This is a genomic window from Mesorhizobium sp. B1-1-1 (assembly GCF_006442955.1).
Classification (GTDB): Bacteria; Pseudomonadota; Alphaproteobacteria; order Rhizobiales; family Rhizobiaceae; genus Mesorhizobium.
Genome location: NZ_VFWW01000009.1, coordinates 207,902 through 220,513, shown reverse-complemented (window position 1 = coordinate 220,513; position 12,612 = coordinate 207,902). Strand labels below are relative to the sequence as shown.

Genomic DNA, 12,612 nt, shown 5'->3' with positions numbered 1-12,612 from the left:
GGCTTAGTGTCGGAAAAACTGGCATCGGAGGAAAAAGTCATGTCTCGTTTGGGAGCAGAGCCGGCGGCGCCGGTCAGGTCGATGGCCGAACTTCTGGCAATCGCTTTCGCGATGGAGAAGGAATCTGCTCAAAGGTACTCAGAACTGGCACAACGAATGCGCGATAAGGGTCAGGCGAGACTGGCCGAGGTCTTCGAGCGCCTGGTCAAGGAGGAAACGGGCCATATCGAAAACGTCACTCGCTGGTCCCGGCAATCCAGTGGCAATGATCCGGATCTGAGGCAGCTCCGATGGACGCCGAAAGGTGTTTTCGATGACGAGAACACGGCCGTGGTCTCGCCGGAACTTGTGGACCCCTACCATTCGTTTGCGATGGCAGTGAGAAACGAAGAGCGCGCTTTTGCCTTTTGGTCCTACGTAGCTTCGAACGCACCTTCAACGGAGATCCGCTCCGCTGCCGAGCAGATGGCCAGAGAGGAGTTGGAACATGCCCGTGTTCTGCGGGTCGAACGCCGGCTTGCATTCTCTTCGCGTCGTGAGGCCGACGCGACATTTGCCAGCGCTGGCGACCTTGCAACCATGGAAGAACAGGTCGCGATCCGACTGAAAGCATTTGCGGCGCTTCGCGGGGAACATGACGAGACCGTGCTTAGCGGTCTGGCGGCAGAGGCACGAAAACTTGCGCAACAACTCACGGCCAGTCCGTTTGGAACGAACACGTCTATCAGCGACCGATCGCCGGAATCCTTGGATGCTCTCTGCGAGCTGCTGGCCGAATCCTACCTCAACGCGGGGGAAACCCTTCCCCTCCAGGCCGACCGCGACCGAGCTCAAATGCTGGCAACGACTGCCATTAAGCGCTTGGCTACTTTGAGATATCTCGACGAACAGCCGCTATGATTGTTGGCGCGATCAGTGTGGGTTCAACACCGAAATTCGCCAATTGCGCTGCTCCAACGTGATACAAATTCCGGATTCGTCATACCAAGCGATGTCGACGGCATTCCGTTTGCTTCGATACGGCGCGGTCCAGGTCTCGCGCGTCAAGAAGGCGCCTTGTTCGGCTGCCGCGCACGTAATTTGGGCCGAACGAGCATGCCGCCAAACAGGGCCACATATCCGAGGAAGGCCGCCACCCACAACGTCGCCGACATGTGGAGAAGCATTGCTTGCGCAGGTAGGAACGCGGCGCCGATGCGCAGGACGGCCGCAAGCACGATCGCGACAAAGACCACGCGTGTGCCAATGGTCGCCCGCAATTCGCGCCCTGTATGCCCAAGCGTGGCTCGGGTCATGACGGCGAGCGTCATGCATGCCACCGCTCCTACGCTGAACGCGTGAATGCCCGCCGCCGAAGGGACTGTCTCCGGCACGACGACGGCAAGTCCGGCGAGCAGGAGACCGATCGGCACGAAGGCAAACGCGACGTGCAGGATCAGCACCAGCGGATCACGAAACGTGCGATCACCCGCCCAGCGCACAAGCCGGATAGCGTTGAAGGCCGCCCCGACGATCAGCATCGCGCCTGTCGCGCTGCTTTCGGGAAAGAATGCCCAGGCCGCCAACGCGGTCGCCGACAGTGCGATCGCTGCGATGTCGAATTGGCTGAACGGGGCCGGCAGGCGTCCCTGATTTTCGCGTACCAACCAATTGCGGGTGAAACTGGGAACGATACGTCCGCCTATGATCATGATCAGAACGACGGCAGCCCCGAGTCCGAGCCGGCGGCTGATGTCCGAGACTGCATGGTTGTGCGCTTCGACATGAAACATCACATTGGCCACCAAAAGTACGGCGACCGGCAACAGCACCTTGAGGTTCCGCCAGTTCCGACCCGCGATGATTTCAGTCGCGGCGGCGACCGCGACAGCCACAAGGAAGGCGCAGTCGATTGCGGCTCCAACGAGCCAGCCGGTCTGCGCCGAAAAGAACACGGCGAACCGCCCCGCAAGCCACAACAGGACGAGTGCCAGCAAAGGCAGGCCTTGCACCGGCAGTCGTCCGGTCCAATTCGGGATCGCGGTCAGCAAGAAACCCGTGACGATCGCCGCGAGATAGCCAAACAGCATCTCGTGGACATGCCAGTCTACCGGCAAGAAGGCGCTTGAGGTTTCGATACGACCGTAAAACAACGGCAGCCAGAGCAGGATCGCCCCTCCGGCATACAGCGAGCCGAGCAGGAAGAACGGCCGGAAACCGTAGGAGAGAACCGCCGGATAAGTGCCGGGTCGTGTGCGTGGGATTGCCATCGGATGCATTTCAAAAGGGAACCATAGGCGGACTAACGTCCGCCCGCAGGTCCTTTAGGTCTCTGAACAAGAATTGCCCCACCTTCAGTTGCCTGCTGGAATTGCACCCAACAGCGTCTCGAACACTTTCTTCGCCTTCCCGGACTGCTTAACCGCCGCTGCCTGCGCCAGATTGACCGGCTTGCCGACCACGATCAACGCCACCATGCCCATCCCATAATGAGGCGCGCACTTCACGCCATAGATACCTTCCTTGTCGAGTGTAACGGTGATTTGTTCGCCCGGCTTGCCCTTGAAAGTCTTCGCGCCGTCGGGGATCATGCCGTTGATCGTTTCGGCATCGTGGCCCTTGTCGGTTGGCACGAACGTGATGGTGTCACCAGGCGCTGCCTGGACAAAGTCCGGTTGAAAGACCATTACGCCTTTCTCACCTTTGTTGAGCATCTGGATCTGGTGATCGGCGGCTTGAGCAGCTCCGCTCATTAGCGATGCGGCGGCGAGCGCGGTGGCGATGGTGACTGCGTATCTCATGATTTTACCTTTCTGTGATTTCATATTTGACGGGTTCGCCGTTGGGGAGCTTTTAGACTGACTTCAGCATGCGAACTTTGATGCAACGCAAACAAGGTCGAAGGAAAAGGCCGGGCTTGGTGCCCCTTGCCGTCCGTCGGGAACCCATGACATTGTGTGCTCGACAGAGACACGGATTTGCTGATGCCCATTGCAAGATCTTGGAAGAGGAATTGCCCTTGAGCCGTCTGGATCGGTCGTTGATCTCCGGGCTATCGGCCTTCCAGGGCATGACCCCGACGGATCTTGATTACATGATCGGCCAAGCGCGATCGTTGCGGGTTGTCAAGGATCAACCTATCTTCGAGCAAGAGCAGGAAGCCCACTCCTTCTTCTTGTTGCTCGACGGACATGTGCGTGTCGTTAAGACAACGCCAGACGGCCAAGAAGTGACCGTGCGCTACATTAGTCCTGGTGAACTGATGGGGATTGCCCACGCGTTGGGTCGCAGCACCTATCCGGCCAGCGCAATTGCTGCCGTCGATTGCGTGGCTCTTGCATGGCCAGGTCATCTTTGGCTCAAGTTCGCGGATTCCTTCCCAAGTTTTGGCGCCAATACCTATAAAACCGTTGGCAGCAGGCTGCAGGACGCTCACACGCGCGTGATCGAGATGTCCACCGAACAGGTGGATCAGCGCGTCGCCCATGCGCTGCTCAAGTTAATCAAGCAGACCGGTCGGCAAACCGATGAGGGAATCATGATTGATTTCCCGATATCACGGCAGGACATCGCCGAGATGACAGGAACGACGCTGCACACGGTGAGTCGGCTGCTCTCATCTTGGGAGGAAAAGGGGCTCGTTAAAAGTGGCCGCGAAAAGGTGACCGTGGTGGAACCTCACCGCCTGCTTTTGCTGGCCGAAGGACGGACTGGGAACAACTAGTCCGCTCCGGTTCGCTCGATCGCGGCGTTCAGATCGACACGCAGTGATTCCTCGCCTATCCCGTGCTCACGCGCCGCTTCGGAAATGGTGTGGAACGAGGCAACCGGGCAGCCGACGCAAAGCAGGCGATACTGGAGAACCACTCCGATGGTTGCCGGCCACCTGAGCATTATTTCGTCCATCGTTGCATCGTCGCGAAGTCGGGTCTTCATGCGCGTCGTCCAGGTTTAGGAAGCAATATCTTGCAACCGCTGTTCCAGATGATCGTTGCGCTGAGACAAAGAGGAAGCGCCCTCCCGCGTGTGCCCCCTTCCCAAGCAACGCTGAGATGCGTTTTGGACACCGAGGGCGGGCGCAGGCTGCTTGGTCCATAGGAGTAGGCATGCCACCCCAACAGGAAACTCTGAGCCGATGCTAAGCGCCCGTGTCATAAACATTCCGACGGTCGGGAAAGCGAGCGCGCTTCGCCGTGGCCGAACAGCGTAAGCCCACAAGTGAAACGCGCCACTGCAAGGCCCGGCCTTGCAAGGCAAGCATATGCGCCGCTGGTTGCGGGAACTCCGTAGCAAGGGTCCGGGTCAGAAATCGCGCACACCTTTCAACCATGAAGACGATCAGGACCGATGTCTTCACAACGCCGTGGAGCGCATTTGACCGTCGTAAATCAACGACGTTTCCAGAGCGGCGCACCGTCTATGACGAGGCGTTGCCTTGCAGCCATGCTGTCATGCAATGGGTCACGTTGCGGTCAGGCCAAGACGGCACTTGGCGTCTGTATTCATCATATCAGGTGCCCATGGTGGATCATATGTGAGCCGGATGTCTACCCAATGGATCCCAGGTACTATCCAGGCGGCCGAGCGGACTGCATCCTTGAGGTATCCCGTCGCGGGACAAGCACGGGCCGTGGTCGTCATTTCGATATGCGCTATCCCATCCTGTTCCACCGAAACTTGGTAGATCAATCCGAGATCGACGACATTTTCTCCAAGCTCCGGATCAATGACCATGCGCAGGGATTCACGTATGCCAACCGCTAGTGCCTGGCCTTCCGCTCCGTTCATGATACTCGCCCTCCTGACCCACCAGAGCGGATGACTATGCGATAGTGCCCTTGCGGCTCGAAGGTGCCGCGCCAGCGATGCCCACGTACCTGCAACTCATCGAATAAAAAAACTGGTTCGCGCGGCAGCAGCACTGCCATCGTCTGACCAAGTGCCAAGGTCTTGACCGCTTGCAGCGTTCTGACCATCGGTTCCGGCGGCTCGAGATCGCGATTGTCGAGCTCCATGATTGGTTCTGGCCAGTCGCGTGGCATGTCGTCGGTGCTTGCTGATCGTTCCGACGGTTCCCCTACCTGCTGTGCTGCCCCAACCGGCGTGAAGACAACTTCCCAGTCACCATTGCCAATTTCTTTGGCCGAGGGCTCGAAGCCTCGCGCGCCAAGCACCTGAAACAAGGGAATGGGCTTAAAGGACACAAGCAAGCGCAGGCTTTGACCCGGGCCGAGTGCGGCCACCGCTTCCATGATGGCACTGAAGGGCTCGCCACCTTCGCGAAGGATCGGCCGAACGTCGAGGTCGTAATGCGGGGCACTCATTCGGGTTTCCTCTATAATGGGCGCCAGGAGGGCAGGAAAAGGCGCGGGCGCGATGCTCCCTCGGGCAGGCGCAAGGCTGCGGTAACATTGGCAAGGCGGCGCGCAAGAACGAGTTCCGCGACGATCGCTATCGTAGCAGCTAAGGTCACAGCCGTAGCCATGCGGAACAGACCCGGCACCTCGGTCAGAAGCGCCCCAGTCCCGACCAGCACGCCGGCGTAGAAGAGTGCGAAACTCACCTTGCCGCGCGTTTCGACGACAAGATCCTGGACGCGCGGCGTTGGCTTCCTGCCCATCACCGGTCCGTAGCATTCGAGCCAGGTTAGGAACGGCACGATCTTGTAGAGTTGCGAAAGCCCCAGCCCTGTTAGCCAACCGAAAGCAACGAGATAGACAACTGCGCCTGCATGCTGCGCAAGCGTTCCCGTCGCCAGCAGAGCGAGGAGAAGCACAACCGACAGATAAAGGGCGGAGAAGGCGCCGATCGCCGAACTGCTGTTCAATTCGATCTTGCGTCGCTTGCGGCTGCGATAGAAGAAAACGAGATCGATGGCATAGAACACCGTCGCGGCGGACGCGAGTAAGCAAGCGAGAACGGCAGGCAGCATTATCTCTCCGGAAAGACGTGTCAAAGGCTCTGACGACACAATAAGAAGCAGGGCGGTAGCGCCGGCCCACAAGACCAGATAACCCGTGGTGCGTTCGCTGTCCGGGGAAAGCATAAACATTGGCAGCAAGCGGTAACTCACACCAACGGCCGTGAAGCCGAGCCAGCCGCCAAGGCCTACCATCACGTGAGTGGGAAGAGCCGCTTGCACATCTATGCCAATCCCACCTAGCACCTCGCCGGAGAGCGAGAATGCAAAGGAGGCACCCAAGACGCTGGTGACTGCGATGCTGGCAAGCCCTCCCGCAACGAAGCGCGCGGGCAGTGGCAGTCTGGATGGTCGGACATCCCATAACGTACGTGCGAGCGCCCATCCCACCAATCCGAAGCCAGCCGGAAGGAGAAGCCCGGCAAACGCAAGCGCAGGAACATCAACGTCAATTGCTCCTGATAGGCGCAAGAATCCGGTGACCAGGCAAGTCAGACCGACAATCAGGCACAGCAGCGCCGGCAAGGCCAGAGACTCGCAGCGAAGTGGCCGCGCAACGAGCACCGGGACAAACTGGAACAAGGCTCCGCACATCAGAAGGCTAAGCCAGCCTATTGTGATCATGTGGACGATCATAAGCGTCTCTGGGGCTTCCAAGGCAACAGTCGGAAAACCGTAGCCGGCCATCATCAGCATCTGAGCGGCGACCAAAGACACCAGTGCCGAGGCGAAGTACGCCATGGTCCAGCGCGAAAGAGCCGAGTTGATCATCGCCAGACAGCTATACAATGAAAACATCTGCGATCATGGGACATGTCAGAACTCATTCGCCAAATCGGAGCAGCAGACATTCTACACAAGGGCCATCACCGCTGTGGCACCCAACACGATTGGGGCGAGCCCAGCGATGAGCATGGGCAGCCATGTCTTCTCTGCCTTTGGGCCGCTCGCCGCTTCAGTGCTGAATACGAGGCTTGGGCATCCGTTGATCGCGTCTTCCATCCCTATCTCGAATTGCATGTTCATGTCACTTCCTTGAACTCCCGGTCGCTGAGGCGTCCGTCAAAGCGCTTCGCATTTGCCTCGCAATCCTTTGTTTGCTTCGACGTGCGACCGCTTTAGCAATCCCGCATCGTACGGCAGAAGCGCAATCGTATCCCCCTCGGGCAGCGCGCGAACACATCAGGTCAAAGTCGTCGAACGTCGATTACGAGAAGCTATCCGACATGCCCCAATAGTTCTTTGCGTTCGCGCAAACTGGGGTCGATCCGCGTCTTACTCGGGTTAGTGATCGCCCTGTGGGATTTCGGGTGCCATTCCGGTGCAAGAGCAGTGAGGACGCTGACAAGCGCGATTACGCCTGAGCAGGGAACGATCTCCGCAATCGCAACTGCTTGACCGACAAGACCAAGCCTTCGTAGAGCAATTGCCGCGAGGATGGCCAGAGCAGCTTGGGAGCGCTTTAATCAGTCGTCCAAAGGCAATCACCACAGTCCACAACGTCCCTGGGCAAAGCCGCCCGTCCAGGCCGAAATCCGTCGGGGCGAGCACGGCGACGAGGACGCTTGCGTTAGAGCAAAGAACATCCGATGGGATGCCATAAACTGGAGCTAGCAGTTTGATGGAAGGCCGTCGTTTAGAATCTATCGCGATGCTAATGGACGCAGAACTGCGGTGAGCGGATTCACCTTGCCAGTTGGCCGAGGGCAATCAGCAGGTTGAGAATTATGCAGAACAAGACGCTGCCAGAGATTGCGTGTGGAGGTCTGAATGATCTCGGTTAAATGGGCGGATGCTGCGCCCGAGATCGATGCCGCGGCTGCCGCCAAAGCGATGAAGTTCTCTGTTGAGTATTTCATAAGGCAGATCCAGCGTGGCGGCATCAAAGGGCGGGTTGAGCGAGGGGTTGGTGAGGACGATGGCAAACACCGTTTGGCCTTCCGTTCTCATGATCGTGAGTTGACAATAGTTGTCGGTCCAAACGGTGAGATCATCAGCCAGGAACTAATCGTGGCGACCCCAAAGCGTCGTTGGAGGCGGGCTTGAGCCGTGCCCAGCGCAATTGGAGACATCTGCGAGGCCGTCAATTCCTTCCTTGTAGCACAATGAGGCTGCTGACGTTGGGACCCCGACTGATCTGGCCCACTTCGATCCCGAGCCACTTCGCTTCACGAACAGGTTCCACTGCGCCTCGCACACTGACCATGTAATGATCTGAGCGCTGGTGCTGAAGCGCTAGCCCAAGCCACACAGCGAGATCGAAATAACTAGGCCGGTCAGATGGCAATACCAACGGCGGCGCCGATACCGGCGGTCAGAGCCATTGCCAGCGCGCCCCAGAAGGTGACACGAACCATTGCCCTCAGCACATTGGCGCCGCCGGCTTTGGCCCCGATGGCACCCAGAACCGCCAGGAACAGGAGGGAGGCGACAGACACCGTTGTGGCAAGCCAGGCGGCCGGCGAAATAAGCACCATCGCCAAAGGCATGGCTGCGCCAACCGAAAATGCGGCAGCCGAGGTCAGAGCGGCCTGGATCGGCCTCGCCGTGGTCACCTCGGAGATACCAAGTTCGTCACGTGCGTGGGCGCCGAGCGCGTCCTTCGCCATCAATTGGTCGGCGACCTGCAAGGCCAGGGTTGGCTCGACGCCTCGTCTGACATAGATCTCCGCAAGTTCGTGACGCTCGAAATCTGGCTGCGTGGCCAACTCGCCCTTCTCACGCGCAAGGTCAGCTTGTTCGGTGTCGGACTGCGAACTGACCGAAACATACTCTCCGGCCGCCATCGACATCGCGCCGGCGACCAGTCCGGCCACGCCGGCCACCAGAACATTTGAGGCCGCGGCATTGGCCGCCGCCACACCAACGATCAGGCTGGCCGTCGACACGATTCCGTCATTGGCGCCCAGCACGGCGGCGCGCAGCCAGCCGACGCGCGATACGAGATGGTTTTCACTGTGCAGGCGGCTCATGGCATCACCGCGCGCGCCGTCCAGCAGGCCGGAGCATTCTGACGAGCACATCCGATTTTACGAAGAAATGCTGCCACAGCGCCGCTACGGCATGAAGGCCTACAACGATGATGATCACTGGCTTGGCGAGTTCGTGTATCTCACCCATTGCTCGAATGTTGAAGTACCATGCCAGCGCTCCGGTAATTGGCATCCCGAAAATGAACAGGTAGAGCAGGAAATGGGCGGCAGCGGCGATCCCCTTTAACAGTGCGCTTTCTTCCGACGGTGCTGCCGGCACACCAACCTTGAGACGGACCGCAAGCCGCCAGATCGCCAGTACCAGAACTGCCAAACCGACATAGACATGAATATTCGCGTTTAAGATGTCGCCAGCTGCCGGCTCGGTGCCGCGCGAGAACGCCCGGTAAGCCGGCTTGATGTCCTCACCGATTACAAGCTGCAGGACGATCAGCACCGCGATGGTCCAATGCAGCAATATCTGGGTTCCGGTGTATCCGGCCGGCTCTTTGACAACAGCCATAGGCAGCTACCTTGTTTGAGAGAGCCCTCTTAGCTCAGGCTTTATGTGGATATCTTGATCTATGACAAATCGACTTGATGTCGTCCATGAGCTTTGCCGGGCACTCGCAGCTTGAACTCGGCTGACAGCCAGTTGTCAGCTTGGTCGTGGGATATTGCCTCCGGAGAGCAGATAGGCCGCCCTGCGAGAGTCAACGTGGAAACACCTCCGATGAAACAGATTGCCTTGTCACTTTTCGTGATCGCCGCGTCGGGCGCTTATGTCTGGGATCAGGCCGGCAAGGACCCTGCAAACGATATGCTCGGCGAAGCGCTGCCGGCCGACGCAGCCGAAGCGCCTTCAGCGCAGCCAAAAGAGCCGGCCCCGTTTGCGGCGACCTTGCCGGCGCCCCTCGACCCCCGGTTCAGAACAAGGTTCCCGATTGCCCCGGAAACGACGGCTGGCATAGCAGTGCCCGCCGAACGAACAGATGATCCGGTCAAGCAGACAGTGGTTCCGGTGACCCCACAACCCTCGCGAGCGCTGCTGGCGCAGCCAGTGGCGCCGGCTGCCTCCGATCCTGCGCCATCGGTACCTTCATTTGCCGTCACTCCCGCCGTCTACATACCAGTCCCGCAGCCGAGGCCAGCATATCGGGATGCGCCAGCACGTGTCGTCCGGGTCGACATGAAGATCTATGCCGACGGCGTCTACACCGGCCCTACGGCCGATGCCTACTACGGCATCATCCAGATTCAGGCCCTGATACAGGGCGGGCAGCTTAAGGCGCTGAAGGTATTGAAATACCCATCCGACCGCCGCACCTCCATCAATATCAACAGGCAAGCGCTGCCCATGCTGCGCGACGAAGCGATCAGCGCCCAAAGCGCCAATGTCGACATTATTTCGGGCGCGACCCTGACCAGCAGGGCTTTCATCCAGTCGCTGCGCGGCGCGCTGAAGAAAGCGACGTCGTAGGTCCATGCGCGACACGCGAATTTTGATGGGCATGCCCATAACGGTCGACATCGGTGGCGCCTCGACCGGGGAGCTGATCGACAGGGTCTTTGGCTATTTCGAGAATATCGACCGGCGCTTCAGCACATACCGGGCCGACAGCGAGATCGCGGCCATCAACCGCGGCGACGTTCCGGTCGCCGACTGGAGCGGCGAGATGATGGAAGTGCTCGCTCTCGCCAGACAGACGAAAGACGAGACGGACGGATACTTCGATATTCGCAAGCCCGACGGATCGCTCGATCCTTCCGGCATCGTCAAGGGCTGGGCAATCCGCAATGCGGCAGGCATCGTTCAACGGGCCGGCATCAGCGATTTCTTCATCGAGGCGGGCGGCGATATCCAGTCCTGCGGCAAGAATGCTTCGGGTCAGGATTGGAGCGTCGGTATCCGCAATCCCTTCAATGCTCACGAGATCGTAAAGGTCGTCTATCCCCGCGATCGCGGCGTCGCGACCTCAGGCACCTATGTCCGCGGCCAACACATCTACAACCCGCACGGGATTGGTAATCCAATCCAGGACATCGTCAGCCTGACCGTGATCGGCGCCGATGTGCTCGAAGCCGATCGTTTCGCCACCGCGGCCTTCGCCATGGGTCGGGACGGCATTTTCTTCATCGAGCAGACCCCTGGCCTGGAGGGATATCTCGTCGACGCCAGTGGCCGCGCCACCCCGACAGCCGGGTTCGGAGCCCTTTGCCTGCCATGATCAAGACCATCGACCGATTTCTCGATCACCTGACCATGTACAGGCTGGTCCTCTACTATCTGATGACGCTTGTCGGCGCAGCGTTCGTGCTCGGCTTCGCCAAGCTGGTGCCACATGACCCCATTGCGCTTGGCTTCACGACGGCTCTTGCGCTGGCCGCCTGCTGGATCACCAACAAGGCCTTTGCGCGTGTCTTCGCGGTCCCGGCCAACAACGAGTCCGCCTACATCACCGCGCTCATCCTGGCGCTTATCCTCGATCCGGTGGCGGTCACGGACACAAAGGGGATCGCAGCGGTGGCATTCGCGTCCGTCTGGGCGATTTCATCGAAATTCATTCTCGCCATCGGCCGAAAGCACCTTTTCAACCCGGCTGCGCTGGGCGTGGCGCTGTCCGCGCTGCTGCTCGACCAACCAGCCACCTGGTGGGTGGGCGGCAATCTGCCATTGCTTCCGCTCGTGCTCGTCGGCGGTATGCTCATTGTCCGCAAACTGCGCCGGCTTGACCTTGTCTCGACCTTCCTTGTCGCGGCGCTGGCGACCATCCTGGCAACGACCGATCCGGACCAGTATTGGACGGCGCTCACGCAGACACTGAGTTCCTCGCCCCTGCTGTTCTTTGCCTTCGTGATGCTGACCGAGCCGCTGACCGCGCCGACGATGCGTTGGCCGCGTATCGCCTTTGCCGCGATCGTCGGCTTTCTGTTTGCTCCCGCCATTCATCTCGGCTCGTTCTATTTCACGCCGGAACTGGCGCTGCTTGCCGGCAACCTGTTTGCCTATGCGGCAGGCCCCAAGGGACGCTTCGTGCTGACTCTTGAACGCATCGAGCAGTCGGCCGTCGACAGCTTTGACTTCATCTTCCGCTCGCCGCGCAAGCTCGCCTTCGAGGCCGGTCAGTATCTCGAATGGACGCTTGGTCTCCATCGTGCCGACAATCGCGGCAACCGCCGGTATTTCACGGTCGCCTCGGCGCCGACGGAGGAAACGGTCCGCCTCGGCGTCAAGTTCTATCCGCAATCAAGCGCCTTCAAGCGCGAATTGATGGCCATGAAGCCAGGCAGCACGATTCACGCCGCGCAACTGGCCGGCAATTTCACGTTGCCCGCCCGGCGTGAAATCAAGATCGCTTTCCTGGCCGGGGGCATCGGGATCACGCCATTCCGCTCGATGCTGCAATACCTACTCGACCGCAATGAGCGGCGGCCGATCGTCATCCTCTACGGAACCGAGGGGCAGCAGGACATTGCCTACCGTGACGTGCTCGGTGCCGCAAAACGCGAACTCGGCATCCGAACGTTCCACGCCGTCGCGCGAGGTGGCGAGCGTGGCCAGTATCCTGGCTACATCGACGAGCGCCTGATCCGTCTGGCTATACCGGACCACCTCGAGCGGATTTTCTACATTTCCGGCCCGCAGGCGATGGTCAAGGCGCTGCGCAAGAAGCTGCTGGCCATGGGCGTGCGTCGCTCGAAGATAAGGGTCGACTACTTCCCGGGTTTCGTCTGAAGGAC

General features: G+C 59.7%; 15 protein-coding genes. 6 read left to right on the top strand and 9 right to left on the bottom strand.

From position 1 onward, the window contains the following. Positions 1–6 precede the first annotated feature (6 nt). On the top strand, positions 7–900 hold the full coding sequence (locus FJ986_RS20285; protein ID WP_140522864.1) for a ferritin family protein: 894 nt from the start codon (positions 7–9) through the stop codon (positions 898–900). 143 nt (positions 901–1,043) lie between these two features. Here FJ986_RS20285 and FJ986_RS20280 read toward each other — a convergent pair whose 3' ends face one another. After that, on the bottom strand, positions 1,044–2,249 hold the full coding sequence (locus FJ986_RS20280; protein ID WP_140523397.1) for an NnrS family protein: 1,206 nt from the start codon (positions 2,247–2,249) through the stop codon (positions 1,044–1,046). An 84-nt stretch (positions 2,250–2,333) separates the two neighbouring features. Next, positions 2,334–2,780: a pseudoazurin gene (locus FJ986_RS20275; RefSeq protein WP_140522866.1), complete on the bottom strand. Its 447-nt coding sequence runs from the start codon at positions 2,778–2,780 to the stop codon at positions 2,334–2,336. 218 nt (positions 2,781–2,998) lie between these two features. Between FJ986_RS20275 and FJ986_RS20270 the strand changes: the two genes are divergently transcribed. Further along, positions 2,999–3,703: a Crp/Fnr family transcriptional regulator gene (locus FJ986_RS20270; RefSeq protein WP_140522868.1), complete on the top strand. Its 705-nt coding sequence runs from the start codon at positions 2,999–3,001 to the stop codon at positions 3,701–3,703. Here FJ986_RS20270 and FJ986_RS20265 read toward each other — a convergent pair. From FJ986_RS20265 to FJ986_RS30515, 5 genes are all read right to left on the bottom strand, one after another. Beyond that, positions 3,700–3,915, bottom strand: a complete 216-nt coding sequence (locus FJ986_RS20265) for a DUF1858 domain-containing protein (RefSeq protein ID WP_140522870.1) — start codon at positions 3,913–3,915, stop codon at positions 3,700–3,702. The two genes, FJ986_RS20270 and FJ986_RS20265, sit on opposite strands and share 4 nt — an antisense overlap. A gap of 525 nt (positions 3,916–4,440) precedes the next feature. Further along, on the bottom strand, positions 4,441–4,767 hold the full coding sequence (locus tag FJ986_RS20260) for a metal-sulfur cluster assembly factor (RefSeq protein WP_140522872.1): 327 nt from the start codon (positions 4,765–4,767) through the stop codon (positions 4,441–4,443). Continuing rightward, complete coding sequence (locus FJ986_RS20255) at positions 4,764–5,303, bottom strand: DUF2249 domain-containing protein (RefSeq protein WP_140522874.1); 540 nt, start codon at positions 5,301–5,303, stop codon at positions 4,764–4,766. The genes FJ986_RS20260 and FJ986_RS20255 overlap by 4 nt, the downstream gene beginning before the upstream one ends. An 11-nt stretch (positions 5,304–5,314) precedes the next feature. Next, positions 5,315–6,697, bottom strand: a complete 1,383-nt coding sequence (locus FJ986_RS20250) for a hypothetical protein (protein ID WP_318013165.1) — start codon at positions 6,695–6,697, stop codon at positions 5,315–5,317. Between the two features lie 54 nt (positions 6,698–6,751). Then, on the bottom strand, positions 6,752–6,925 hold the full coding sequence (locus FJ986_RS30515; protein ID WP_181165392.1) for a hypothetical protein: 174 nt from the start codon (positions 6,923–6,925) through the stop codon (positions 6,752–6,754). A 744-nt stretch (positions 6,926–7,669) separates the two neighbouring features. On the opposite strand from FJ986_RS30515, the gene FJ986_RS20245 reads away from it, so the two are divergent. Further along, positions 7,670–7,945 carry a DUF6522 family protein gene (locus FJ986_RS20245; RefSeq protein ID WP_140522876.1) on the top strand — a complete coding sequence of 92 codons (276 nt, stop codon included), beginning with the start codon at positions 7,670–7,672 and terminating at the stop codon, positions 7,943–7,945. A gap of 230 nt (positions 7,946–8,175) precedes the next feature. Here the strand turns inward: FJ986_RS20245 and FJ986_RS20240 are convergent, their stop codons facing one another. Both FJ986_RS20240 and FJ986_RS20235 read right to left on the bottom strand, forming a co-directional pair. Continuing rightward, the gene (locus FJ986_RS20240; RefSeq protein ID WP_140522878.1) at positions 8,176–8,871 is read right to left on the bottom strand and encodes a VIT family protein; all 696 of its coding nucleotides are present in this window, start codon (positions 8,869–8,871) and stop codon (positions 8,176–8,178) included. A gap of 4 nt (positions 8,872–8,875) precedes the next feature. Further along, the gene (locus tag FJ986_RS20235; protein ID WP_140522880.1) at positions 8,876–9,394 is read right to left on the bottom strand and encodes a cytochrome b/b6 domain-containing protein; all 519 of its coding nucleotides are present in this window, start codon (positions 9,392–9,394) and stop codon (positions 8,876–8,878) included. Positions 9,395–9,505: 111 nt separating this feature from the next. Between FJ986_RS20235 and FJ986_RS20230 the strand changes: the two genes are divergently transcribed. The 3 genes from FJ986_RS20230 to FJ986_RS20220 are packed head-to-tail and all read left to right on the top strand — an operon-like array spanning position 9,506 to position 12,607. Next, positions 9,506–10,351, top strand: a complete 846-nt coding sequence (locus FJ986_RS20230) for an FMN-binding protein (RefSeq protein WP_224656231.1) — start codon at positions 9,506–9,508, stop codon at positions 10,349–10,351. A gap of 25 nt (positions 10,352–10,376) precedes the next feature. Continuing rightward, positions 10,377–11,099: an FAD:protein FMN transferase gene (locus FJ986_RS20225; RefSeq protein WP_224656230.1), complete on the top strand. Its 723-nt coding sequence runs from the start codon at positions 10,377–10,379 to the stop codon at positions 11,097–11,099. Next, the gene (locus tag FJ986_RS20220; RefSeq protein WP_140522883.1) at positions 11,096–12,607 is read left to right on the top strand and encodes an RnfABCDGE type electron transport complex subunit D; all 1,512 of its coding nucleotides are present in this window, start codon (positions 11,096–11,098) and stop codon (positions 12,605–12,607) included. The genes FJ986_RS20225 and FJ986_RS20220 overlap by 4 nt, the downstream gene beginning before the upstream one ends. Positions 12,608–12,612 lie beyond the last annotated feature (5 nt).